Source organism: Limnothrix sp. FACHB-881 (assembly GCF_014698135.1).
GTDB lineage: Bacteria > Cyanobacteriota > Cyanobacteriia > CACIAM-69d > CACIAM-69d > CACIAM-69d.
On sequence record NZ_JACJSN010000006.1, the window covers coordinates 68,798 to 92,803 of the forward strand.

The following is a 24,006-nucleotide window of genomic DNA, read 5'->3' on the forward strand; positions in this document are numbered from 1 at the left end:
GGGTGGATGGGTTAGGCCCAGGCGGCGATCATCTGGGAGTTAGCGGTTTTGTTGCTGCCAAGCTTGAAACCAATCGGTTTCTTCGAGGGAAGGGTTGATGCCAAACCACCGTCCCTGGGCATCGCGGTACTCGTAAACAATTTGAGTCCGCAGCAGCATTTGGTAGCTGTCTTCGCCACGCACACTTTGTTCGCGGACAACCTGGAAAAGGCGCTCTCGCTCAATGTCATCGATCGACAGGGTGAGATCGTCCCGACTGTCGCGAATGGCGCGCTCCAAGTTCGCCCGAGCAAAGGGAGGGTCTTCCTGCTGTAGGCAGCGATAGAGTAATCCTAACAGGCTTCGGGGGTGACCACCACTGACCCGACAAAGACGATTTAGGGTTTCCAAGTCTTCAAAAACTTCGCTGACATGGCTGAGTGCTTCGGTGGAAGAAAGGTTTGGGAAAGCCCTCGCCAAAACAGCCGATCGCAAGGCTTCCATGCCTGGTTCAAAGGGTTCCCCATTCCGAGTCCGCACCGGAATCATTGACAATACTTTGGGAGCCAAACCGCCGCCTAAGCGGTTTTTCATCGCTTCGTATTCGTCAGCAAACATTAACGAAAGGGGAACGGTGTAGACCAAATGGCAATTAATTCGCCGGAGCTGAGCACCGCGATCGATAAATAAATATTCCGGTTGCCGCCGCCCGATCGAGGGTAGGGTGCGGCTATCCACCCGATCGAGGTTATCCACAATCACCACCAGGCCCTTCTTGCCGCGCCGTAGCAATTCTTGGGTGGCCCGCTGAATAATTTCCTCGTTAATGGCCCGCAGAATTCCCTCCGTTCGCGGTTCCAGGTATTGCCGCAATTGGCTGCGTAGTTTGGGATTGTCCTGGGTTTTAGCGGTAATTTTGGCAATTCCTAGGGAAACCTCCGCCTGAGCACCCAGTTCGATCGGGGTTTGCAGAAAATCTGAAACCTCTTGGAACAAATTGGCAAAATAGCTGGGTTTCAACTTAATGCCGACGGCATCTAAGTTTTCGCTGACCTGGCGAGTAATGGCCAACAAAATATCACTAATATCCACATCGGCCATGTCTAAGTCTTGGGTAGACTCGAAATAGACGACATGGAAATTCTCTTGCTCCAGTTCAGCTTTCAACCGCAAGAGTTCCGTGGACTTCCCGCAGCCAATGTGCCCCGTAAAAAGCTGACAAGTGGGCACATCGGGAGAAATTCGGACGATCGTCCGCTTCAGCTCACCAATGATATTGCCACCGCGCACATTCGAGAAATCAATATAGTATTTTCGATCTTCCGGCTTGGCGAGATCGAGCGTATAGGAAGGATTACAGGCCTTAAAGAAGCGGGATATATCGTCAATTGCCATGGTACTGAGAAATATCGGCCAAAGAAAACAGCAACAATCGACTTGGACTAGGGCTACGATGCAACCATCATGACCAACCTAGCGATCAAAGTACAGGGACACCGGCATTCACCCTGAAATCTATTCCTGAAATCTTGTCCTGAAATCTTGAAATTGATTGAAGTTGTGCAGTTTGTCCTGGGTTGCTGCTGCGGTGGGCATGGCGAGCAGCGGCAACCATTCTAAAGGGCCCCATTTTGAATTGGGGTTGGGGGTCTTGGCCACTGAAGCTCAGGAGAAATCAGCAATCCCTTGCAGGAAGCCATTATTCAGGACACTATTCCAGGCGCTATTACATAAAGCAGATCAGTTAAATGGGCCAGATGTTTAACGGGCCAGATGACGGGCCGGATCCAGATCTGGATCCGCTTGTTCCCTTGTCTCGCCGCCACTTGGATCTGCGGCGATCGCACCTTCGCCGTCGCCGCCACTGGAAAATTGCGCGGCGGAGTTGGCGCTTGGTGGCGGTGGGGTTGGTGGCGATCGCGACGGCCAGCTTGGTTACGTCTGCCCCTTGGGTGATTCGGGGGCCCGAACAGGTGGACGTGTTGGGCAATCGGATGCTGAGCGATGACCACGTGCGATCGCTCCTGGGCATCAGCTATCCCCAATCTTTGTGGAAACTCCAGCCCCAAGTGATTGCCGCCAGTTTGCGGGCCAGGGGCCCCGTGGCCCATGCGGAAGTCACTCGCCAACTGTTGCCGCCCAAGTTGGTGGTGCAGGTCACGGAGCTGTTTCCGGTGGCTGTGATTGAGTCCACGGTTCCGGTGCAACGGGCTGGCGGCAACCCACGCGCCCAAATCGGTCTGATGGACAGCCAGGGCACTTGGATTGAGCTAGAGCGCTACCAAGCCATGCGCCCTGTTCCCCAATTGCCCGTGCTCAAGGCGATCGGGGACTATGGCACGATCCAACGGGAATGGGCTTTTATCTACCGTTGGCTGAGTCTGTCGCCCGTGGCCGTGCAGGTGGTGGATTGGCGCAACCCCCGATCGATCCGTTTGCAAACGGAATTGGGGCCCGTGGAATTGGGAACCTATGGGCGCGATCGCTGGGCCCAGCAAATGGGCCTCCTGGCGCGGATGCGATCGCTCCCGCAACAACTTGATCCCAGGCAAATTGATCACATTGATTTTCGGGATTTAGAGCGACCCGCCATCCAAATGCGATCCACCACTCTGGACAAGGGAGCACAACAACAGCTAAAACCACCCTAGTAACACTGTTGTTGCCTGAGCACATTGCCTGAGCACATTGCCCGAGCATTCCACCTGTCGATCGGATTTCCGCCTCAGCCACTTCCCCACACTCGTTTACGCCCCGGCCCCCTTGATTCAACAGCCGCCAGATTGCTGAGATAACTTTTTTCCAGCAACTTTCAGCAACTTACCCTATAGTTGTCTACAAATTCTGTAAATTCTGTCGGTTGGACAATCTAACCTTCGACCCTTTTAGCTTGCCAATCCCATGACGCTTAATGACCGCCTGGGGCCTGCCCAAGACAACCCAACCGCCTACGACTCCGCCGAGTACCCCCGTGGAGCCAGCGGAGCCTATGGAAGTGCTGGCCTGCCCCTCAGCAATATCGGTAGCGGCTTTAAGAATAATGGAGATGGCGGGATGCAGCCCGGTGAAACTGCCAAAGGAAGCGAGATCGTGCCAGGAAGCATCGCCCGTATTAAGGTCATTGGCGTAGGTGGTGGCGGCGGCAACGCTGTGAACCGCATGATTGCCAGCCAAATTTCCGGCATCGAGTTTTGGTCCATCAACACCGATGCCCAAGCCCTGACCCAATCGGCGGCCCAAAACCGCTTGCAAATTGGTCAAAAGCTAACCAAGGGGCTGGGGGCTGGCGGCAACCGCACCATTGGCAAAAGCGCCGCTGAAGAGTCCCGGGAAGAAATTGCCAACCTGGTGCAAAACACAGAATTGGTCTTCATTACGGCCGGCATGGGCGGCGGCACAGGAACCGGGGCCGCCCCGATCGTGGCGGAAATGGCGAAAGAAGCCGGTGCGCTGACGGTGGCAGTGGTGACCCGGCCCTTTAAGTTTGAAGGGCGGCGGCGGATGGCCCAAGCCGAAGAAGGCATTGCGGAACTGCAAGCCCAGGTGGACACCACGATCATCATCCCTAACGATCGCCTGTTGGCCGCCATTCCAGAACAAACCCCCGTCCAAGAAGCCTTCCAGTTTGCCGATGACGTGTTGCGGCAAGGGGTTCAGGGGATCTCTGATATCATCACCATTCCCGGTTTGGTAAATGTGGACTTTGCCGATGTGCGGGCGGTGATGGCCGATGCCGGTTCGGCGCTGATGGGCATTGGTATTGGTTCCGGTAAATCCCGGGCCCGCGATGCGGCCAATGCGGCTATTTCCTCCCCGCTGCTCGAAGCCAGCATTGAAGGGGCCAAGGGCGTGGTCTTGAATATTACGGGTGGTCGCGATCTAACCCTCCATGAGGTGAATGCGGCCGCTGAAGCGATCTATGAAGTGGTTGACCCGAACGCCAACATCATCTTCGGTGCGGTGATTGATGAGCGACTGCAAGGGGAAATTTGCGTCACGGTCATTGCAACGGGCTTTTCGGCAGATTTGCCCCCCAGTCCGGCGGCGGGCCGCTTGGGCACTGGTTTACCGCGATCGACCCCCAAGCCCCTCCCAAACCCCACAGGTGACCAAAAGGGCAACAGCATGTTGGGTGGGCTAGATATTCCCGAGTTCCTGCAACGGCGGCGGAATCCCTAGGCTCCCCGATCCCACCCGATCTTGCCCGATCTTGATCGTCCTAGATCATCTAGACCATGAGCCAGGGAATGCAGCCCCCGATCGCCCTGACCATTGCCGGTTCCGATAGCAGCGGTGGCGCGGGAATTCAAGCCGACTTAAAAACCTTCGCCATGCACTGTGTTCACGGTGCTTGTGCTTTAACCTGCGTGACGGCCCAAAACACCTTAGGGGTCACCAGGGTTGACCCATTGGCTCCGGCGGCGGTGGTGGCCCAAATTGATGCGGTGGCGATCGATTTAGGCATCGCAGCGGCCAAAACGGGCATGTTGCTGAATCGAGACATTATTTCGGCCGTGGTTGATCGGCTCACGGCCGACCCGTTACCGGCCTTGGTTGTGGATCCGGTGATGGTGTCCCGCACGGGGGCGCAGTTGATTGATGATGACGCGGTGGCACTGATGCGCGATCGGCTGTTGCCCTTGGCGACGGTGGCCACGCCCAATTGCTATGAGGCGCAATTGTTGGCCGGACGGGCGATCGAGTCCTTGGCGGATTTGATCGCGGCGGCGAAAACCATCTGGCAGTTGGGGCCCCAGGCGGTGGTGGTGAAGGGGGGCGGTTTGCCGGGAGATTTACGGGGCGTGGATGTGTGGTTTGCGGGCGATGAACCGGTGGTGTTGCGAACGGAAACCGTGGACACCCTCCACACCCACGGCACGGGCTGTAGTTTGTCTGCGGCGATCGCGGCGAACTTGGCCTTGGGGCAAGCCCCCTTGGCGGCAACCCAGGCAGCCAAAACCTACGTCACGCAAGCATTGCGTCATGCTCTGGCGATCGGGCAAGGCCAGGGGCCGATCGGGCACTTTTTCCCATTGTTAGACGGTTGATTGAACGGTTCATCGCCCCTGCATCGCACCCCGTGAATTCCTGACTACCGATCTCCAACCACCAATCCCTCACCGAGATCGCACCCTCATTCCCCAATCCTGGAAGTTTTGAGCAGGAAATTGCCTGAACGCGCTGAATTTTCAGCAATCTCAGCTCCTTAGCGGGCGTGGGCAGATTTGACGACCGATCATCGGCCAGTTTCGCAGGCGACAATCAGCCCCTCCCCAGTCCGGAAGTCTGCTGCTTCGGTAGGAAGAGGAAAAAAGATGGTGACGATCGCTACGACCGGTGGTGAAAACACGGAAATTGGGCGATCGGGGACAGGCTGCTGCATGACTGAGATCGGTCTCCGTTTGCGATCGCCGTCGCCATCTGTGATTGCTAACCGAGTGAAACTAGAGATATCACAAGCATGATGGGCGATCGAGCAATGATGAGCACGCATTCCCCCAAATCTGGCCAGCGTCCAGAGGACAACGTGCGGGCGATCGCCGACGCGTTGGCCGTCTATCTCGCTTGGTCGTTTCGCAACAGTGTGACGCAGGTCAAAAAAACAACAACCGCCACCCCGGAAGTGCCCGCTGGAGGGCGGTCAGCTTCGGATTCCCAACCATCAACCACGGTCGAAGCCATGGCCGACCAACCGCCAGCCGGTTTGGCCGACTCTGGGGCCCCGTCTGCAACTTCGGAGAAGGCTGAGGATGACTCAGTGAATTTACGGAGATTGACTCAGTTCGCGCAACCGGGCCCGGACGCGATCGAGCCGATCCTTTCCTCTGAGTCATCTTCTGAGTCACGGCCGACGGCTGAACTGCGGGCGGAAACGGAACCCTCCCGCCAATTGCCAGGGTTGACTGCGGCCATGACCACCACGGAAACCATGACCAGCGGCGTGAATTTCCAAAGTGAGCGATCAAGCACTACCGCTCCGACTCAAGGATCGCCAGACTCCGATTGGGTAGATTTTTGGGCCGATCCTTGGGATACGGCTCTGGAACCGGGCATGGGTTAAATCGGCTCTCACTCGATCGCCTGGCGACAACCCTCGCAGCCGACTTTCACGGCCGAACTATTCTGACCAACTAGGGCGAATGTTCTGAACCGGCCGCCCTAAACCAGCCAGCCCGTTTCGTCATCATTACTCTTGCGCGGGTCGATCGGGCCCGAGACCGAACGGCGCGGCGGCAATCGGCGCGGGGTCGGTGCATTGGGACGAGTCAGGGGCTTCGGCAGGTTGCGATCGTTCATCGGGTCGATCGGGGCGGGGGCAACCGGCGGAGCCAAATTCAAAATGCGGGGTTTGCTGCGGCGCTCCGGCACGATCGGGGCTGCCAACTTAGCCGGCAATTGTGGTGGTGTGCTGGCGGGGAGGCTACGGCTAGCGATCGCCGGGGCCGCAGGTTCCGCTTGTTGGGCTAACCACAACCGCAACCCATCCTCGATCGCATTTCCAGGTGCATCGGTCAGTTCCAACACCCGATTGATCAAGGTCGGATCCAAGAAAACCGTATATTGCTCGCGATGTTGGCTGGACTGACCGGATGGGGCGGATGGTGCAGACATGGAAAGCGTAGCGATCGGGTGGGCAAATAACTAAATCCATTGTCGCCTGTTTTGGGGCCGATCGCCCATTGACCTGGGGCCCAACCAATCCCGAGTGGACGATCAGCGGGTCAACCTCGCTCGGGCAGACGACAGCCACCGATCGGCCGCTAGCAGGCAGGCAACCAACAAGCCATGGGGCGGAAATTGGCTTAGCCAATTGGCCTGGCAGGATTCGGCAAAAAATTGACAAAAAAAAGGAGAGTCGTTGCGGACTCTCCCAGTCATCAGGGTGCATCTACTTAGCACAGTATAACAGCAGAAGGGCGAGGGGTGTCACCCCCTTTTTTGAAATTTTGATGAACTCTTGGAAATCCAGCCGGCCGATCGCCTAGCCATTCAGCAACTCCTCCAGCAATTGGTTCGTGAGCTTCGGATCCACGCGGCCGCCGCTCTTCTTCATCAGTTGCCCCACAAAGAAGCCCTTCAGCTTGGTTTTTCCAGCGCGATATTGTTCCAGTTCCGCCGGATGGGCCGCCAAAACCTCTTCGATCAGGGTCTTGATCGCCCCTTGGTCAGAAATTTGCACCAACCCTTTGCGATCGACCAGGGCCTTGGGCGAGCCACCTTCCGTTAGCAGCTCCGGCAGAATGTCCTTGGCGATTTTGCCGCTGATGGTTCCATTCACAATTAACCCCACCAACTCCGCCAACTCCGCCGGTTTCAGGGCCAAGTTTTCGATCGACTGTTTTTCGTTCTTCAGCCAAGCGGCAATATCGCCCATGATCCAGTTCGCCGCCTGTTTCACATCACCCCCAGCGGTCACCGTGGCTTCAAAATATTCCGCCACCGCCCGCTCATCGGTCAGCACCTGGGCATCGTAGGCCGACAGCCCCAGCTCCGTTTCATAGCGATGGCGCTTTTGGGCAGGTAACTCCGGTAACTCCTCACGCCAAGATTCCCGTTGCTCTTCCGACACCACGATCGGGGTGAGATCCGGCTCTGGGAAATAGCGATAGTCGCTGGAGCCTTCCTTAGAGCGCATGGAAATGGTGCGTTGGCTGCCCTCTTCCCAAAGACGGGTTTCTTGGACGATCGGCTCGCCGGTTTCGATCGCCTCAATTTGGCGCTCAATTTCGTACTCGATCGCCCGCTGAATCGCGTTGAACGAGTTCATATTTTTGATTTCAACCTTCGTGCCAAAGGCCTTTTGGCCCACCGGCCGCACCGACACATTCACATCACAGCGCAGGGAACCCTCCTGCATGTTGCCGTCACTGATGCCCAAATAGCGCACAATTCGGCGCAGTTCCTTGGCATATTCCGCCGCCTCTTGGCCCGTGCGAATATCCGGCTCCGAAACGATTTCCACCAGCGGCACACCGGCTCGGTTGTAGTCCACCAGGGAATAGGCTGACCCGGCCAGGCGATCGGCCCCCGCATGAACCAACTTGCCCGCGTCTTCTTCCATGTGCAAACGGGTGATGCCAATCCGTTTGCGGGTGGCGTTTCCTTGCTTGTCCACAATTTCAATTTCCAGCCAGCCATGCTCCGCGATCGGCAGGTCGTATTGGGAAATTTGATAATTTTTGGGCAAGTCGGGATAGAAATATTGCTTGCGATCGAACTTGCTGTAGGGGGCGATCTGACAATTGAGCGCCAAGCCCGCCTTCACCGCATATTCCAACACCTTTTGATTCAGCACCGGCAGCGTGCCCGGCAACCCCAAGCACACCGGATCCACATGGGTGTTGGGATCGGCTCCAAACTCCGTGGAACTGCTACAGAAAATTTTGCTTTCCGTGCTCAGTTGGCAGTGGGTCTCGAGACCAATGACGGCTTCGTATTCGGTCTTGGCAGGCGCGGCAACGGTCATATGCTTGGCTGAACTTGCTGTGAGTGACGGATGAGAAGTTAATAAACCGAAAGTGCATGAACCAGAGTTGAATGAACCCAGAGGAACTGAGTCCGGCTGAATCAGAAGACCGATTCAGTAGACCGATTCAGTGTCCATGGCCCATGGCCCGTCCAGTATTCCTACTGTGGGTCTTTGAGCGCGATCGGCCTAGAATCCCGAAAGGGCCCCAGTTGGCATGATTGAAAGGGTGAATCAACCGTTGAGCCAGTGGCCAAATCAACTAGCCAGACCATCACCCGATCAAAAACCCGATCAGAGCGCTCGGACTTCATTCTATCGCTAGCGATCGCCCGGCCCCGGTTGGAAGCAAAACTTTTGACGGTTGCCCGGGCCATCGACCGGGCGCTTGACCTAGCAATTTTGACTGGCTTTTTGACTGGAATTCATTTCCAGGATTCAACAACTCAAGGATTCAATAACGGAAGGTGGCCGTGCAACGCAAGGGGCAAATCCTGATTGGGCTGTTGGGGGTGTTGGCGGTTGCGGGGCTGGGTCTGGAGTGGTGGCTGCGTAGTGACCCGATTTTGAGGGCAGCGCGATCGGCCTATGACCAAGCCAACTGTGCTGCCGCAATCCCTCGGTTTCAGCAGGTGGCCGATCGATCCGCTCCGGACGATCGAGACCCAACGGCCGTGGAAAGTCGCTATCGATTAGCGGAATGTCAGCTTTATCAAACCGCTGAACAGGCCCAAAAGGCTCGCCAATTGAACAAAGCGTTTGGAGCCTATGTGCAATTTGCCAAGATTTATCCCCACAGTGCGCTGATTGGTGCGGTGCGGGCTAATGTGCGCCGAATTTTGGATCGCACCAGTCCGGGCAGCCTGGCCAGTCCGGAAGCTTGCCGAGGGTTAACCATTCTGCTCGATCGGGCTGTGGTCAGTGCCGAACACCCCAGCGCACCGCTGTTGTTGTTGACCTGTGGGCGGCTGTTTACCCAACGGGCTGAATATGCCCGGGCTGTCCATACCTATGTGGCTCTGGAAATTCACTATCCCGATCATCCCGTGATGGAACTGTTTCCGGAGGAGCTGGCCCAATTGCTGCGGTTGGGGCAATTTTCGGAATCTTCGGTGCGCAATATCTATCAGGTGATTGAGCAACGGGATTTGGATCGACTGAATTGGACAGCCCGCCCGGAACCGGATACGGACTGGATGATGGCGAATCCGCGCTCTTGGGAATTGGTGCAACAGTGGCTGGCCAATCCGGAATCTTGGCTGATTCTGGGAGGCGGGGCGGTGGGTTTGGGGTTGGGGCTGGCGGCCAGTCGCTGGTGGCGGCACCGATCGCCCCGTCCCCGGCGATCGGTTTCCCGGCGATCGCCCGTGCGAGTCACCCAAGAACGGCCTACGGGGTTTCGATTTGATGGGGGTCAATATCGCCTGACCCGGCAACAGCTCAACCAAATCAAGGCGGAACCCAGCCAGACCGTTCCCAAAACCCAACCTCAGCAGGCCGATCGCCCTACGCCCTCCCCGTCTACCTCGTCGCGATCCACATCGCGATCCACGTCCTCTCGATCGACTCCACCCCCATCAGCCCCATCCCGATCGCGGCGAGATCGCCCGGTGGCCAAGCGGCCGCCCCGCCCAGACCCCAAGCCCAAGCCCCCCAAACGTCGCAGCCCCAGCCGGGCCTTGGAAGCGCAACTGTTGCTGTTAGTGCAAAACCAGCGATCGACCGCTGAACGCTTGGTGGCCTTTGAGCGATCGCGGATACCGGGTAAGTCGGAGGATTGGTACTGGCAAGCGGCGATCGAGCGGCTCATTCGCGATCGGCGCTAATCAATTGCTGCCAACCAATTGCTGCCAACCAATTGCTACCAACCAATCGCTGCTAATCAATCGTTGCTAACCCAACCAGGAATCTTCAGGGTTGAACCGGGCGATCGCGATTGGCCAACCACCAACCCAGCCCAATGCCCAGAAAGCTGCAAACCAAATCCACCCCGCTAAAGGTGCGATTGGGGGACAGGCTTTGTAACCATTCTTCCGCCGCCGTCCAGATTGCAAAGCCCAAGGGAAACAGAGGCCAAGCGCGGCCGCCCAGGCGGATGGTTTTCCAGCGGCTGAAGCGGTGGCCCAGGTAGCTTCCCATGGCGTAAAGGATGATGTGGCCAGGGATGTCGTAGTGGGGAATTTTGCCTAAAAAACTGGGTAGATTTCCCGTGTAGGCCAGCCAAAGAATGCCGCAAAACAACAGGCCATAGAAGGGAGCCAGCCATCGCATCCAATCCACACGGGGCGATCGGGCGGCGGGCGTGGGGTCGGGTTCGCTGGGGCGATCAAGCGGTGACATAGGTGGAGTTAAGGGTCTGGAATAGGCGGCAAAGGATCCGGCAGCGATCGCACCCGCAGGTCTTGATAAAACTCCGTTTGATCTAATTCCACCTTCGATTGGGATGCCAGCAGCAGCAACGCCCAAAAGGCCCCTGCCCGATCGCTCTTGGTGGGTTGGTCACTGAGCAGCTCACCTTGACCCATTGACCCATGATGCGTGATCGTCAGCGGAATTGCCTGGGGGCCCGTGCGGGGGACTTGAGCGACCAATTCATCAAAACTCAGCCATCGATCGCCAAAGGGGCGCAAAAATGCCGCCAAGGCTTCTGAAACTTCCCCTAGGTTTTCTTGGTGCGCCAATTGCTGCACCGCGCGCATTTTTTGGCGGCGGTTGGGGCGGCGGGTTTTGCGGGGGCGGGCCGGTTGGGTGGCCAACAGGCTGGCCACCTGCTGCAATTGCTCAATCATGTCGCCCAAGGACACGCGCCGTTGGCCGGTTTGGGGAGCCACGCCCCGCCGCTTCAGGCATTGTTCCAAATGCAGGGGCAACCGACCACGGGCGATCGCCTCAATGGCAGCTTCCGCTTCTTCTTCCCAATCATCGCCTTCTGTCAGCGGTGGAAATTCGGCCAGGGTCAACCGGTTCGCCTTAATCAACACCAACAGGGCCGCCGAAACAAAGGCCTGAGCCGATCGAGACAGATGTACATCGTAGGCCGCCTTACCCATTTGGCCCGCCACCGGTTCGATCGCCCGTTGCAGTTGATCCAAGTACCGATCCAACACCTCCACGGCCCGCACATCCCACGGGTCGATCGACCCCTGTTCCGCCATTTCAATCAATGAGGCGATCGTTTCTTGGATGACTAATCCAGCCATAGACGACGGTGGAGAAGGGGAGTGGAAATAGTTGGGTTAGCGTGCTGGGGTTGGAAAACTTGGGTTAAAAAAACGAGTTGAAACACTAGTGATGACCCAGGGATTCCCGATTGGACTGTTGCAACCACTCGATCGTCCGGCGACAGCCTTCCTCAAAGGACACTGGAGCACGATAACCCAAGCAGGTTTCCGCCTCTGTTAAGGGTAAATGCCATTGGCAGCGGTAGAGAGCCGAAAGCTCCTGATTCAAAGGCGACAACACCGGGCGCGGCCGCTGGCCGCTGGCTCGTTTGCGTTGGGCCTGCAAACCCGATAGCAGTGTCCCCACCAGGCGCATTCCCCGCAGTGTTTCCCGCAACTCTTCCTTCACACTGGGGCGAAAGGCTTCGATGTTGACGTTGGGCAGTTGGTCAAAGGATTGACCGAGGGCGGCCGCGATCGGGCGGTAAAGGTCAGCCCAGGTCACCACTTCCTGATCCCCAATGAAAAAGGCTGCGCGATCGACCTTGGCCGCTTCGGCCGCCAGCGCAATCCCATGAACTAAGTTATCCACATAGACACTGTTGCAAATGCCGCGCCCATAGTCCGCTTGGTAAGCCACGCCATCGGTGACCGCATTGGCGAAAGCCTCGATCCAAGTGGACTTGGGGCCCCAAACAATCCCGGGGCGGATGATGACTAATTCGGTTTTGGTCTGTGCTCGATCGGCCTGTAAGCGCCACTCTGCCCTCACCTTGGCGTTGTTGTAGGCGATCGGGTAGTTGTCCCGCAGGGGGCTTTTTTCCGTGGTGCCGGGGGCCGGCGCTTGGCCATGCACCACGGCACTGCTGAGATAGATAAATCGTTTCACCTCAGCATCGGCGGCCGCCTGGTAAACCACGGGCGCGTTTTTGCGCACAAAACTGGGACTACCGGCCAGACAATAGACCGCCGCTTGGCAACCCGTCAGGGCTTGGGCCAGGGAAGTCGGTTTGGTGGCATCAGCGATCCGGGCGATCGCCCCTTCCGGCACGCGCTTGGGCACCGATCGCCCGATCGCCACCACCGTGAAGTTCGGATCCTGCGCCAACATCTCCACGACCCGCTGGCCAATAAACCCGCTGGCCCCAATTACGCCCAAGGTTACGGTCATCGTTGCCCACTCACTCCATAGCTCGGAAAATTTGGATTGGGAAATGGGGACAGTGATTGAAAATCTCGAAATCGAAAGTATCAAAATCGAAAATATCGAAAATAATGTTCTAGTCCCGCTCCGTGCGTACCCATTCCGTCTGTCGCCGCTTCAGGAATCCCAAATAAATCGGCACTTTTTGCAGCACATAGATCGGAATCATCAGCAACATTCGGGCTGACAGAAACGGCCGCCCCACTCGCCACCAAGCCAGGCCGATCGCCCCAAACAAGACCAACCCCAGCACCCCCATCCCGATCGCGGGTTGCCAACGCCCCACCAGGGCCCCCAAACCAGTCACCGCGATCGCCGCACCCACCCAAATCATCACCAAAAACGACAGGGGTGGCACTAGCAAATCCAACCCCATCACCAGCAGGGGGCCATTGCCGGTGCGAATGGCACGCCCCAACAACGGCGGCACAACGGAAGTCATCGTTTGCAAATGACCATGCTCCCAGCGGGTGCGTTGGCTGGTGGCGGCACTTTCGGCCTGGGGCAACCGACCGGTCACGGGCGCATCGGGACAAAACAACGGCGGCGAGCCGGCCACCGTCAGATCAATGCCCATTTGCATATCCTCCACCAGATTGCCGCTGGCCAGGGGCAGTTGGGCGATCGCTTGCCAGGGAAATGCCATCCCCGTTCCATTTAACAGACAGGGCAACCCCAACCGCCGCAATCCCTCCGATCGGGCAAAATTTTTGACCGCAAAGGCAAAGGCCGAAACCCGCCGCGCCGCGCTGGGCGATGGCGGCAGTTCCATCAAATAGCGTCCTTGCACCGGGCGATCGTGCTTCAGCGCCCATTGCCCCAAACGATCTAAGCTGCCCGGCTCCAGGGTGCAATCCGCATCCACAATCACCACCACCTCCGGCGGCTCCTGGGCCAACACCCGCACCCCAAAATCGAGAGCATAGCCCTTGCCCCGCTGCTCGGTGTTGAAGCGCTCCGCCACATCTGCACCGGCCGATCGAGCCAGTTCCGCCGTGGCATCGGTGCAGTTATCCGCCACCACCAGAAGCCGATCGCCCGGTTGCAACTGGGGCTGAATGGCTTGGATGGTTGTCCCAATCGAGGCCGCCTCATCGTGAGCCGGAATCAGCACCGCCACCCTGGGCCGTCGCCAACCCGCCGTGGAGGGCGATCGGCCAAAACCCGGCAACAACCCTCCCACCAAACACTCGATCGCCAACATCGCGATCGGCAACGACACCAGACCCGTCACCCCCCACAGGGCCCACTCCACCCCCAAGGCGACCTCAACCACCCCAGATTCAAGCAGCAGCGGCGGCATCGGTTGCCAGATTGAGAAGCAGTTAGCCATAGGTCGATCGCCTGAGAAATAAAGAGTCTTGTGGTGATTAGTTGAGCGAATCGCCTTCGCCACCCCCAAGGGCCAACTCAGAGCCTCATGAGCGCCAGATTCGCGCCAAATCTGCGCCAAATAGGTCAATCACCATCACTTTACCTAGCTGAAATATCAGTCGCAATACTCGTCAAAACACCCTTAATCGGCTCCATTCTGCCTAAAACCACAGGGCTTGCAAAGGGCTGCAGTCAAGAATTGCCAGATTAGGAGAACTTCCCCATTATCTCCAATTGGCTTAATTCAACCCCAATTCAGACTCGATTCAACTGGGGAAATTCACTAGTCAGTTTTTTAAAGACTTTTTGAATGATTGATCGAAAAACGATGGTCTTGATGCCCTCAATCACGGTGGGCATTATGATAGCTTCATAAGGATCCGGGGTGCAAGCCAACATTGGGCAAGGCCATTACAGCTATTAATTGGGCATCGCGATTAGGCCCTGGATGAAACAGGCAAATTGGATCGTTCAACTGAGCCATTGAATTCGGCCATTAGACCAATTTTGACCTAATGGGGAAATTAACCCTGAGGCTGTTCCCCAAGGGTGGATGAATATCACGAGTGCAGCGAGTGTATTTGACCAGATATCTGGAGCGATCAGCATTTTTGTCTTTCGAGCCACTGATTATCCATCTCTCATCACTGCACAATCACTCTGAGTGTCACATCTCAATAACTACCTATTTTGGAGAGGCTGCCATGACCTCGATCGCACCCAAGGTTCCGATTCTGAACATCACGCTCGACAACATTTCCCAACAGAAGTTGTTGGCAAATTTGAAACGGGGCGGTTGGGTGACCACGCCCAATATTGATCATTTGGTTAAAACTCGGAGAGATGAGGTTTTTGACACGATCTATCACAAAGCCGATTACTTGGTTTGTGATAGCCAGGTTTTGATTTTTGTGGCCAAGCTGATGGGCTACCACATCACTGACAAAATCTCGGGATCCGATTTCTTTCCGGTTTTTTATGAATACTATGCCCATGACCCAGAGATGACTATTTTTCTGCTGGGGGCCATGGAGGGAGTGGCCGAAAAGGCTCGCCATTTAATCAATGAAAAGGTGGGCCGCGAAATGGTCACGGGGGTTTATTCACCACCTTTTGGCTTTGAGCGCGACCCGGTGGAATGCGCCAAGATTGTTGACTTGATTAATCAATCACGGGCTAATGTTCTGCTGGTGGGAGTTGGCGCACCCAAGCAAGAAAAGTGGTTTTATCGCCATCGCCATTTGCTGAAACAGGTGACGGTGGCCTTTGGCTTCGGGGCGACGATCGACTTTGAGGCGGGCAATGTGCCCCGATCGCCCCGCTGGATGAGCCATGTGGGTTTGGAGTGGCTATTTCGGTTGTCCTGTGAGCCAAAGCGTCTTTGGCGGCGCTATTTGGTGGAGAGTTTGCCGTTTTTTATGGATTTGGGGGCAGCCCTGTTGGGTCGCTACCGACTGCACCGACCGATCGGGATCTTGCTGCAAGAGGCGGGATTTTTAACCGAAGGGCAATTGCAGGAGCTAATTGAGTGGTATGAACTACGCCAGCCGCTACCCCTAGAACAAATTCTGTTAGCCAAGGGCGTGGTGCAGCCACCGGTTTTGCAGTTTTTTGAAACGGTTTTGCCACGGTTGGGCGAGCGATCGGGGGTGGATCTCCGGTCGCGATCGGCGATCGTTCAGCTCTGCGAACAGGCTGGATTGTTGACCCCTCAACAACTTCGGGAGTTGGAAGCCGGTGACAGCCCATCACCAGAATTGGTGGCGATCCAGCGAGGGTGGTTGAGCGCCCAAATGGTGCGGCTGTTGCAATTGGCGATCCCGTCCGGCGGCCTGACCCTGAAGCCCGAGGCGGCCCTTTACCGAGCTGGGTTGATTGATTTTGATTGGATTGCGGCGGCTCGGGCCTATCAACGCAATCCCCAGTGGCTAACGTTGGGCGAGTTGGCGGTGGCTCGGGGCTTAATTTCCCATCGTCTCTTGGTGTTTATGCAGGAACACCAAGCAGAACTGTCAGCCTTGCCCGATCCCCAGGCCCTGCGTGATCGGTTGGCGGCGGCGGGACTGGCCGCCCCCAATGGTTTGAAGAGGACAGCTTAGCGGCCAGGGCCGTTGAGATATTCGATCGTCCCTCGGGCGATCGCCCAGGCCATTTGCGATCGCCAAGTGGGATTGGTCAGCAGGGCCGCATCTTGTCGGCCCGTCACAAAACCGGTTTCCACCAAAATTGAGGGCATTCGACTGTTACGCAGCACATAGAACCGAGCCGTGCGCACCCCGCGATTGCGCATAAACGGAAAGGCGCGCATGATGCTTTGTTGCACCGCCTGGGCCAACCGACCGCCGGACTGGTGGTAGTAGGTTTCCACGCCGCTCACGTCCGGGCGATTAATGCCCGCTGAGTTGGCATGGACACTAATAAACACGGTGGCATTAATTCGGTTAGCCAACTGGGTGCGCCCATCAAGGCTGATGAAGGTGTCGTCATCGCGGGTCAAAACCACGTCGGCCCCTTGGCGACGCAGCAGAGCCGCCAGTTGTAGACCAATATCCAAAACCGCTTGCTTTTCTTGCAGCCCCCCAATCCCGATCGCCCCGGGATCGCGACCGCCATGGCCCGGATCCACCACAATTCGCACCCGCCGATTCAACATCGGCAAACCGCCCAGGCGAGGATCGGGGTAATCGTTCACCCAGCCAGGCGATTGGCCAGAGTTGTCCGGTTGACGGGGCCAAGGCCGCGGCGGCAAAGGATTGGCCGTGGGCGGGTTGGCAGCGGGGGGATTCACGGCGGTGGTGCTGCCGATCGGTTGGGCAATCACCAAGCTCTCTTCGGCGCGAGCCTGCCAATCGGGGCTGCTCGGATCCACCACCAACAAAATTCTTACCCGAGGCGGATACCCACCTCGTTGGGGAGTGACGATCAGACGGGTTACGCCCGCTCGGCCGCCCACGAGTCGATCGACCCCATTGGCGATCGAAGCGTTATCTAACCAAATTTCAATCTGTCGGCGATCGGGGCTGCGGTTCACCGTAATGCCAGGAGTTCCGCCGCTCACCCGCAGGGCCAATCCGCCCTCAGACAGTTCCACCCCCTCCACTTGAGCGATCGGGGAATTGCCGCCCGATCGTTCCAAAACCTCTCGCAATGCGCCGGGAATCCAAGGCCGATCGGAACTATTGGAATTATTGGGGTTATTGGGAGGCGTGGGTTGCGGGCGATTCCGCTGGCCAGGAAGCACAAGCTGCTGGGGAGGCTGCTGGGCAATTGGTTCTCCGCCCAGTTCCACCGTCCATTGGGTCGGAGACAAGCTGCGCACCCGCACCCGATCGGGATCAATGCGATAGCCCGGTTGGAATTCGATCGCGATGCGGGTGGTGTTCCGATCGGGCTGGCCCACGCGCACCGCTCGCACCATACCCCCAAACCGCTGTTCCTGAACCGGTTGGGCCAAGGTGGTGTCTGGCAGGTCAATGGCCAGGCGATCAGGCCCCGACACAATTTGGGCCCGGGGCTGCACCCCTTCATCGGTCGTGAAGCTCAATTGATTGCGTGCCGGATCAAACCGCCAATTCAGCAGTTGCCCGGCCTGGGCTGGCAACGCTGCCACCAACGATCCCAGCAGCCCCAACAGCCCGACGGCTGCCATTTGCTTTCCGGGGGCCGACTTCCGGCCATCGCCAAACAAACGCAAAGCAACCAAAATTGATCTCCAACAAACCAAAACTGCCGGGCTGATTGGGCGATCGACATTGGCCCGTCTTGGGTGTCACTTTCAGACCCATGCGATCGCGCCCCCTTGCCGAATGCAGTTTAGCGCCCAGGCGAAATTTTGACCAAATTTGCTCGTTAGAGATCTACAAACGCAGCAGCAAATTCGGCCCGTGGGTGTCTGTCCCGCAAGTCATCAGCAGCCCAAATCGTTCCGCCAACTCTTTTACTCGGGCGGTTTGATCGGGGCTAGGAGTCCAAGGATTGGGATTGTTATAGGCATAGTAAGCCTCTACCCCATCAATCCCTAGGGTTGCCGCCGCCATAACCAGGGGCTTGGCATCCAGGCGATAGCGAGCGGGGTGAGCCAGCACGGCAATGCCCCCCGCTTGTTGGATGGCATGAATCACTCGATCGGCGTAGTAATACTCATCGCGCACGGGTCGCCCTTGCAAATAGGGCTGAATCACATCAGCGCTGATATCAAAGGCATAGCCCAGGATATGCACCTCGGTTCCCAGCAACCCTGCATTAATTTCAACCCCTGTCCACAGATGGGGAACCACCAGCTCAGGGTTCACTGATTTAGCCAATTGCAGCGCCTTCGCCGCAGCGAGATAGCCATTCACACTGTGGTGATCGGTAATGGCAAAGCCCTTGAGACCAATTTGCAGGGCCTGGTTAATCAAATCGGTGGGGCTGAGACGGCCATCGGAGGCCGTTGTGTGCATGTGAAAGTTGTAGTGACGCGGGCAACTCGTCGGAGTCAAAGATTGGAATACGTCCCGCAGCAGCGCCTGGTCTTCAGCCGTCACCGAAGCTGTCACCGACAGCGGACTCAAGCCACGGGTAACGCGAGCTGTCATAGCGACACTCCCAAAGAATGGAGAAAAATGGCTTCACCAATCTTAAACAATTTTTAAAGACTTTCTGTTGCAATTCGTCCTGTGCCATGCATTCGTCATAAATGGTCTTTGGTCAAAAAAGAAACCCTCTAGAATTTTGATGGTTTTAAATGCAAATCAAACTACTTTTTGATGATCCCAAACTTTTAGAAAGTTTTTAAAAAGTTTGAGAAAAAGGCAAAAAAATTCCCGGCCAATCCTCACGCCTACCGTGGGTCTGTTTGAGGTGGGGATCGGCCGGGCCAAAACTGCCTCAACTCTGGGATCAGGAGAGTTGGCAGAGTTAGCAAAAATCAATCATCAATTGATGGCAGTTTGGGTGATGGCGGTTTGGATGATGGCGGTTTGGGTCGCCACTTCACCCGATCGGGTGCTGAGGGAGCTGAGATTGGTGCGCGGCTGCAAGAGACGGGGAGCGCGATCGAGCATCAATTCTCGGCTGAGACCCTCGCGCGCATCATCCCGATTCAGCAAACTGCAAATCAGCTCGCCGGGCCCATGGGGGTCAAACACATGGCGGATGCCATCCAGCCCAACCCAAATTCGGCGACGGCAGTTGTAGGCCGATCGGGGCCGTTCCACCCCATCCACGGCCACTGTGGCCCGAAACTCCCAGTGTTTCTTGGCACTGCGCTGAATTTTCAAAATGCAAATTTGCTGACCATGCCAGGGCCGACAAAAATCCGCCGCTTGGGCTGCCGGAGTTTCCAGCCCCCAAATCAGCCCCCCCAGCAAGGCCCCCAACAGCAGGAACCCAGCCAGCACCAAACCGACCCGCCAGTTTTCAAGCCAACGCTTTTGGATCAATCGCCCCTTTGCCACTAGAGCACACCCTTGGAACTGGGAATTTTGCCAGCACGACGCGGATCCACCTCGATCGCCATGCGCATTGCTCGGGCAAAGGCTTTGAAGGTGGCTTCGATGATGTGGTGCGAGTTGATGCCATCCAGTTGGCGAATGTGCAAGGTCATTTGCGAGTGATTCACCACCGCCACGAAGAATTCCCGCACCAATTGGGTGTCGTAGGTTCCCACCCGTTCCGTGGGGATTTGCAACCCATAGCTCAAATGGGGCCGGCCGGAAAAGTCCAACGCCACCTGCACCAAGGCCTCGTCCAAGGGGGCGACAAAGTGCCCAAACCGGACGATGCCCTTGCGATCGCCCAAGGCCTGATGCAGCGCTTGACCGAGGGTAATGCCCACATCTTCGTTGGTGTGGTGATCATCAATATGCACATCCCCAGTGGCTTGGATATCCAAATCAATCAGCCCATGGGAGGCAATTTGATCAAGCATGTGATCCAAAAAAGGCACGCCGGTCTGGGCAGAGCAACGGCCCGTTCCGTCCAAATTCAAACCGACATGAACATCGGTTTCGCCGGTTTTGCGGCTGACGCGGGCGGTGCGATCGGGCGTGAGGATAACGGGGCGATCGAGCATCGGTTCAGTGATTGGCTCGGCAATTGGCTCGGTGGTTTGCATGATTTGAGGAACGATCGGAGGGCAAACGGCAACAGGGGCGATCGGGCAAAGGGGGGGGTAGACAAGGGCGATCGCCCGTCTAGCCCCCATGGGTTATGGGTTACGAATCCCAGGATGAATCTCAGGCTGTGGAGGATGGGGCCAACAGCTACATTCCACAGCTACATTCCAACGATGTTGTAGCCCGCGTCCACGTAAATCACCTGGCCCGTAATCCCGCTAGACAAATCGCTGCACAAAAAGGCCGCCGTATTGCCCACTTCCACTTGGGTGACCGTGCGGCGCAGGGGGGCCGTTTCTTCCACGTGGTGAATCATGTCCAAAATGCCGCCCACCGCCGAAGAAGCCAGCGTCCGAATGGGGCCCGCCGAAATGGCATTTACCCGAATTCCCTTTTCACCCAATTCCGTGGACAAGTAGCGCACGCTGGCTTCCAAGGCCGCCTTGGCCACGCCCATCACGTTGTAGTTCGGCACGGCCCGCACGCTGCCCAGGTAGCTGAGGGTGATGATGCTGCCGTTGTCGTTCAGCAGGGGCTTGGCTGCTGCTGCCAACTTGGTCAGGGAATAGGCGCTGATGTCTAAAGCGCGGGCAAAGCCTTCGCGGGACGTGTTGCTGAAATCTCCGGTCAGTTCTTCCTTGCCAGCAAAGGCCAGGCAGTGGATCAAGATGTCAAAGTTGCTCCACTTGCTCTGGATGGTGGTGAAGGTTTCGGCCACCTGGGCATCGTCCTGCACATTGCAGGGCACCAGAAAGGTGGGGTTGAGGGGTTCAATCAACTCGGCCACTTTCTTTTCGGCCTTGCCCTTGTCATCGGGGAGATAGGTGGCGGCAATTTCGGCCCCGGCCGCGTGGAGCTGTTGGGCAATGCCCCAGGCGATCGAGCGGTTGTTGGCAATCCCCGTAACGAGGGCTTTTTTTCCAGAGAGGTTGAGCAGCATAGGTGTTCTAAATTTCAGCAACAGAATCTCAAATCACAAAATCCCAACACCAACTCAAGATCCCAACACCAACTCAAAATCCCAATCACCGAGTCCCGAGGGCGTTTCCCTTGGCGATCGGGTCAGCGATCGGGCGCGAGGGGCTTGATGGGGCAGTGGTGGGTTGCAAAGTTGCCATTCAATGGGGATTGGCAGCCCGTTGTTGACTCAAACCGTATCAGAGGCTACAACGAGCGAATTACAATGTTCGAGATTGTAGTGCTGCGAAGGTGACCTGAATCAGTTTAGACCGGTCAGGGGCTTCTGAAAGACCTTCGCGGGTTTTGAGTTTTGGGCTTGGCGATCGCGAACCTAATCGATTGAGATCGGGTTTTGTATCCACCTCTCAAAAAATCAAATCCGAAAAAAATGCGCGAATCGATCGCGCTTGGTATAACGTTTCTCAGTAGTTCGGCAGTTCGGCGCAGCGAGATGCCCTTATCAGTAGACAAGCCTTTAGCCGTTGTTTTCCGCCAACTGAGCGGAGATTCTTTCTCACCGCCCACTGAGCGGTTTGATCGGGGCAAAACGATTTTTTTCCCGGGTGATCCGGCTGAACGGGTTTACTTTTTGGTGAAAGGGGCCGTGAAACTCTCCCGTGTCTACGAGGCCGGCGAGGAAATTACTGTGGCCCTGCTGCGCGAAAACACGGTTTTTGGGGTGTTGTCGCTCCTGACGGGCAATCGATCGGATCGCTTCTATCACGCCGTGGCCTTCACGCCCGTGGAGTTGCTGTCGGTGCCGATCGATCGGGTGGAAAAGGCCCTCAAGGATGATCCCGACTTGGCCATGGTGATGCTCCAGGGATTGTCATCGCGAATTTTGCAAACGGAGATGATGATCGAAACCCTGGCCCACCGCGACATGGGATCTCGGTTGGTGAGCTTTTTGCTGATTCTGTGCCGGGATTTTGGGGTTCCCAGCTCCGATGGGATCACGATCGATCTGAAGCTCTCTCACCAAGCCATTGCCGAGGCGATCGGGTCTACTCGGGTCACGGTGACTCGGCTACTTGGGGATTTGCGCGATCGCAAGGCCATCTCAATCCACAAAAAGAAAATTACGGTACACAACCCCGTGAGCCTGGGGAACCAGTTTACCTAACCATCCAACGTCCTCGCCCAAACTATCATTGCAAAGGCCTAGATTGTTGGGCAAAGGCCGCTTAAGGAGCGATCGCACAGAGGGCGATGACGATCGGGTATGTACTAATTTTGCTAGCCACCTTGGTGTTAGGTGGGGCGATTGCCACCATGGGCGATCGGCTCGGCACCCGCGTGGGCAAAGCTCGCCTCAGCCTGTTCAACCTGCGACCGCGCCAAACGGCCACCCTCGTCACGATCGTGACCGGCAGCCTGATTTCCGCATCCACCTTGGGTCTGTTGTTCTTGGCGGGCATTTTTGAACTTGAGGAAATTCAAACGCGCCTGGGGCGGGCCCGGCGGGAACTGGATCAAGCCCGCATCCAACAGGATCAGGCCCGCGCTGAACTGAGCCAAATCAACCGATCGCTGCAAGCCTCCCTGGCCAGGCAAGCCCAAACCCAAAATCGCCTCAATGTGGCCCAAAAGCGTCTGCTCCAGGCCGATAAACAATTCCGACTCGCCAAGGCCCAGCTCACCCAGGTTTCCCGCCGGGCACGGCAACTGCTGAGCGACATCAAAACCCTCCAGGGCGAGCGGCTCAGCCTGCAAAGCGACCTGCAACGCCTTGGGGGAGAAAATCGCCAACTTCAGGGGGATCGATCGCGCCTTTTGGATGAGCGATCAGCCCTCGATCGCCAGAATCAAACCCTAATTGCCCAAAACCGCGATCGCACCGTCCAAATCCGCGATCGAGAACAGCGGCTCAAGGACGTGGAATCCCGACTGCAAGATGCCAACCAGCGGTTTCAGTCGGCCCAATCGGAGCTGCAATCCTTAGAAGTTTCCGTTCGGCGGCTGGAGCGAGAATCCCAGGCCCTGCGGGAAGGAAACGTGGCCCTGCGGCGGGGCGAAGTGTTGGCGGCCGGCATTTTGCGGATTCCCTCGCCCGAAATGACCCAAGCGGCGATCGAGCGGTTGTTAGTGGCCGCCAACCGCGCTGCCCTTGAACGCACCCAGCCGGGCATCGGAGCCAATCAACAGGCCATTTCTCTCTCGCGGGGAGAGGTGGAGCAGGTGATCTCTCAAGTGCGCGATGGTCGCGAATATTACGTGAAAGTAATTTCCACCGCCAACTATCTGACCGGCGAAGAACCGCCCATCCGCGTCGTTTTGGATGTGGCGCTGAATCAAATTCTCTTTACCCGTCGCGAAACCCTGGCGATGTCTTCCCTGGATCCTGCCAACCTGTCGCAACCGGAACTGCGCGATCGCCTGGAACTCGCCTTGGGCCAAGCCCTGTTTCGGGCCCAGCGAGCGGGAGTCGCCGCCGATGGCTTCCGGGTGGAAAATGTGCCGGGCTTGATCCAATTTGTGCGCTGGCTGGAGTCTCAAACCCAACCCGTCGAGGTGCGGGTGATTGCAGCCCGCGACATTTACACCGCCGGCCCCCTGTCCCTGTCCTTTGTGGCGGTTCGCAATGGCCAGGTGCTCTACGAAATTGAACCACCCCCAAACACCCCGATTGAATCCCGTCGATCGACTCGCCCCAGGCGCATCGGGTAAGGAAATCTTGCGCATTGGGAAATCTTGCGCATTGGCCGGCCCGCGTCAATGGGGCGCGATCGGGTAGGGGCGTAACGGCGTAACAACGACGAGCGA

General features: G+C 57.1%; 21 protein-coding genes. 8 read left to right on the forward strand and 13 right to left on the reverse strand.

What is annotated here, in order from left to right:
* Positions 1–39 precede the first annotated feature (39 nt).
* Positions 40–1,374 carry a P-loop NTPase fold protein gene (locus tag H6G52_RS07660; protein WP_190527505.1) on the reverse strand — a complete coding sequence of 445 codons (1,335 nt, stop codon included), beginning with the start codon at positions 1,372–1,374 and terminating at the stop codon, positions 40–42.
* 353 nt (positions 1,375–1,727) lie between these two features.
* Between H6G52_RS07660 and H6G52_RS07665 the strand changes: the two genes are divergently transcribed.
* The 3 genes from H6G52_RS07665 (at position 1,728) to thiD (ending at position 5,027) form a co-directional block, all read left to right on the forward strand.
* Complete coding sequence (locus H6G52_RS07665) at positions 1,728–2,630, forward strand: cell division protein FtsQ/DivIB (RefSeq protein ID WP_190527507.1); 903 nt, start codon at positions 1,728–1,730, stop codon at positions 2,628–2,630.
* A gap of 250 nt (positions 2,631–2,880) precedes the next feature.
* Positions 2,881–4,158, forward strand: coding sequence for a cell division protein FtsZ (ftsZ, locus tag H6G52_RS07670; protein ID WP_099533548.1), 1,278 nt, complete (start codon positions 2,881–2,883; stop codon positions 4,156–4,158).
* A 56-nt stretch (positions 4,159–4,214) separates the two neighbouring features.
* A complete protein-coding gene (gene thiD / locus H6G52_RS07675; RefSeq protein WP_190527508.1) occupies positions 4,215–5,027 on the forward strand; it encodes a bifunctional hydroxymethylpyrimidine kinase/phosphomethylpyrimidine kinase in 813 nt (270 codons plus the stop codon).
* 188 nt (positions 5,028–5,215) lie between these two features.
* Here the strand turns inward: thiD and H6G52_RS07680 are convergent, their stop codons facing one another.
* A complete protein-coding gene (locus H6G52_RS07680) occupies positions 5,216–5,362 on the reverse strand; it encodes a hypothetical protein (RefSeq protein WP_190355185.1) in 147 nt (48 codons plus the stop codon).
* Positions 5,363–5,461: 99 nt separating this feature from the next.
* Here H6G52_RS07680 and H6G52_RS07685 point away from each other — a divergent pair, with 99 nt between their 5' ends.
* Positions 5,462–6,040, forward strand: a complete 579-nt coding sequence (locus tag H6G52_RS07685; protein WP_190527510.1) for a hypothetical protein — start codon at positions 5,462–5,464, stop codon at positions 6,038–6,040.
* A gap of 98 nt (positions 6,041–6,138) precedes the next feature.
* On the opposite strand, the gene H6G52_RS07690 is transcribed toward H6G52_RS07685, so the two are convergent.
* Both H6G52_RS07690 and gatB read right to left on the reverse strand, forming a co-directional pair.
* Positions 6,139–6,591, reverse strand: a complete 453-nt coding sequence (locus H6G52_RS07690; protein WP_143473035.1) for a hypothetical protein — start codon at positions 6,589–6,591, stop codon at positions 6,139–6,141.
* Between the two features lie 370 nt (positions 6,592–6,961).
* The gene (gene gatB / locus H6G52_RS07695) at positions 6,962–8,446 is read right to left on the reverse strand and encodes an Asp-tRNA(Asn)/Glu-tRNA(Gln) amidotransferase subunit GatB (protein WP_190355187.1); all 1,485 of its coding nucleotides are present in this window, start codon (positions 8,444–8,446) and stop codon (positions 6,962–6,964) included.
* Positions 8,447–8,913: 467 nt separating this feature from the next.
* On the opposite strand from gatB, the gene H6G52_RS07700 reads away from it, so the two are divergent.
* Positions 8,914–10,272, forward strand: a complete 1,359-nt coding sequence (locus tag H6G52_RS07700) for a tol-pal system YbgF family protein (RefSeq protein WP_190527512.1) — start codon at positions 8,914–8,916, stop codon at positions 10,270–10,272.
* Positions 10,273–10,357: 85 nt separating this feature from the next.
* Here the strand turns inward: H6G52_RS07700 and H6G52_RS07705 are convergent, their stop codons facing one another.
* The 4 genes from H6G52_RS07705 to H6G52_RS07720 form a co-directional block, all read right to left on the reverse strand.
* Positions 10,358–10,786, reverse strand: a complete 429-nt coding sequence (locus H6G52_RS07705; protein WP_234406956.1) for a hypothetical protein — start codon at positions 10,784–10,786, stop codon at positions 10,358–10,360.
* A gap of 8 nt (positions 10,787–10,794) precedes the next feature.
* Positions 10,795–11,646 carry a segregation/condensation protein A gene (locus H6G52_RS07710; protein ID WP_190527514.1) on the reverse strand — a complete coding sequence of 284 codons (852 nt, stop codon included), beginning with the start codon at positions 11,644–11,646 and terminating at the stop codon, positions 10,795–10,797.
* A gap of 85 nt (positions 11,647–11,731) precedes the next feature.
* Positions 11,732–12,778 (reverse strand): NAD(P)-dependent oxidoreductase, encoded by a 1,047-nt coding sequence (locus H6G52_RS07715; protein ID WP_190527516.1) that lies wholly within the window; start codon positions 12,776–12,778, stop codon positions 11,732–11,734.
* 109 nt (positions 12,779–12,887) lie between these two features.
* Positions 12,888–14,144, reverse strand: a complete 1,257-nt coding sequence (locus tag H6G52_RS07720; RefSeq protein WP_242026261.1) for a glycosyltransferase family 2 protein — start codon at positions 14,142–14,144, stop codon at positions 12,888–12,890.
* 745 nt (positions 14,145–14,889) lie between these two features.
* Between H6G52_RS07720 and H6G52_RS07725 the strand changes: the two genes are divergently transcribed.
* Positions 14,890–16,284, forward strand: coding sequence for a WecB/TagA/CpsF family glycosyltransferase (locus H6G52_RS07725; protein WP_190527518.1), 1,395 nt, complete (start codon positions 14,890–14,892; stop codon positions 16,282–16,284).
* On the opposite strand, the gene H6G52_RS07730 is transcribed toward H6G52_RS07725, so the two are convergent.
* The 5 genes from H6G52_RS07730 to fabI form a co-directional block, all read right to left on the reverse strand.
* Positions 16,281–17,888: an N-acetylmuramoyl-L-alanine amidase gene (locus H6G52_RS07730; protein WP_190527519.1), complete on the reverse strand. Its 1,608-nt coding sequence runs from the start codon at positions 17,886–17,888 to the stop codon at positions 16,281–16,283. The genes H6G52_RS07725 and H6G52_RS07730 overlap by 4 nt on opposite strands.
* Positions 17,889–18,042: 154 nt before the next feature.
* Positions 18,043–18,762 (reverse strand): PHP domain-containing protein, encoded by a 720-nt coding sequence (locus tag H6G52_RS07735; protein WP_190355192.1) that lies wholly within the window; start codon positions 18,760–18,762, stop codon positions 18,043–18,045.
* 339 nt (positions 18,763–19,101) lie between these two features.
* The gene (locus tag H6G52_RS07740) at positions 19,102–19,623 is read right to left on the reverse strand and encodes a hypothetical protein (RefSeq protein WP_190527521.1); all 522 of its coding nucleotides are present in this window, start codon (positions 19,621–19,623) and stop codon (positions 19,102–19,104) included.
* A complete protein-coding gene (gene hisB / locus H6G52_RS07745; RefSeq protein ID WP_099533559.1) occupies positions 19,623–20,240 on the reverse strand; it encodes an imidazoleglycerol-phosphate dehydratase HisB in 618 nt (205 codons plus the stop codon). The genes H6G52_RS07740 and hisB overlap by 1 nt, the downstream gene beginning before the upstream one ends.
* Before the next feature lie 203 nt (positions 20,241–20,443).
* Positions 20,444–21,220 carry an enoyl-ACP reductase FabI gene (fabI, locus tag H6G52_RS07750; RefSeq protein WP_190355293.1) on the reverse strand — a complete coding sequence of 259 codons (777 nt, stop codon included), beginning with the start codon at positions 21,218–21,220 and terminating at the stop codon, positions 20,444–20,446.
* A gap of 474 nt (positions 21,221–21,694) precedes the next feature.
* Here fabI and ntcA point away from each other — a divergent pair, with 474 nt between their 5' ends.
* Positions 21,695–22,366, forward strand: a complete 672-nt coding sequence (ntcA, locus tag H6G52_RS07755; RefSeq protein WP_099533558.1) for a global nitrogen regulator NtcA — start codon at positions 21,695–21,697, stop codon at positions 22,364–22,366.
* A gap of 86 nt (positions 22,367–22,452) precedes the next feature.
* On the forward strand, positions 22,453–23,910 hold the full coding sequence (locus H6G52_RS07760) for a DUF3084 domain-containing protein (protein ID WP_190527523.1): 1,458 nt from the start codon (positions 22,453–22,455) through the stop codon (positions 23,908–23,910).
* Positions 23,911–24,006: the final 96 nt, after the last annotated feature.

Excerpts from the sequence above, each read along its gene's own strand:
- hisB (WP_099533559.1), bottom strand. The coding sequence starts at position 20,240 with ATGCTCGATCGCCCCGTTATCCTCACGCCCGATCGCACCGCCCGCGTC.
- H6G52_RS07760 (WP_190527523.1), top strand. The coding sequence starts at position 22,453 with ATGACGATCGGGTATGTACTAATTTTGCTAGCCACCTTGGTGTTAGGT.
- H6G52_RS07690 (WP_143473035.1), bottom strand. The coding sequence starts at position 6,591 with ATGTCTGCACCATCCGCCCCATCCGGTCAGTCCAGCCAACATCGCGAG.
- H6G52_RS07660 (WP_190527505.1), bottom strand. The coding sequence starts at position 1,374 with ATGGCAATTGACGATATATCCCGCTTCTTTAAGGCCTGTAATCCTTCC.
- H6G52_RS07725 (WP_190527518.1), top strand. The coding sequence starts at position 14,890 with ATGACCTCGATCGCACCCAAGGTTCCGATTCTGAACATCACGCTCGAC.
- H6G52_RS07710 (WP_190527514.1), bottom strand. The coding sequence starts at position 11,646 with ATGGCTGGATTAGTCATCCAAGAAACGATCGCCTCATTGATTGAAATG.
- ntcA (WP_099533558.1), top strand. The coding sequence starts at position 21,695 with ATGCCCTTATCAGTAGACAAGCCTTTAGCCGTTGTTTTCCGCCAACTG.
- H6G52_RS07735 (WP_190355192.1), bottom strand. The coding sequence starts at position 18,762 with ATGACAGCTCGCGTTACCCGTGGCTTGAGTCCGCTGTCGGTGACAGCT.
- thiD (WP_190527508.1), top strand. The coding sequence starts at position 4,215 with ATGAGCCAGGGAATGCAGCCCCCGATCGCCCTGACCATTGCCGGTTCC.
- gatB (WP_190355187.1), bottom strand. The coding sequence starts at position 8,446 with ATGACCGTTGCCGCGCCTGCCAAGACCGAATACGAAGCCGTCATTGGT.
- ftsZ (WP_099533548.1), top strand. The coding sequence starts at position 2,881 with ATGACGCTTAATGACCGCCTGGGGCCTGCCCAAGACAACCCAACCGCC.
- H6G52_RS07665 (WP_190527507.1), top strand. The coding sequence starts at position 1,728 with ATGGGCCAGATGTTTAACGGGCCAGATGACGGGCCGGATCCAGATCTG.
- H6G52_RS07680 (WP_190355185.1), bottom strand. The coding sequence starts at position 5,362 with ATGCAGCAGCCTGTCCCCGATCGCCCAATTTCCGTGTTTTCACCACCG.
- H6G52_RS07715 (WP_190527516.1), bottom strand. The coding sequence starts at position 12,778 with ATGACCGTAACCTTGGGCGTAATTGGGGCCAGCGGGTTTATTGGCCAG.
- H6G52_RS07685 (WP_190527510.1), top strand. The coding sequence starts at position 5,462 with ATGAGCACGCATTCCCCCAAATCTGGCCAGCGTCCAGAGGACAACGTG.
- H6G52_RS07720 (WP_242026261.1), bottom strand. The coding sequence starts at position 14,144 with ATGGCTAACTGCTTCTCAATCTGGCAACCGATGCCGCCGCTGCTGCTT.
- H6G52_RS07705 (WP_234406956.1), bottom strand. The coding sequence starts at position 10,786 with ATGTCACCGCTTGATCGCCCCAGCGAACCCGACCCCACGCCCGCCGCC.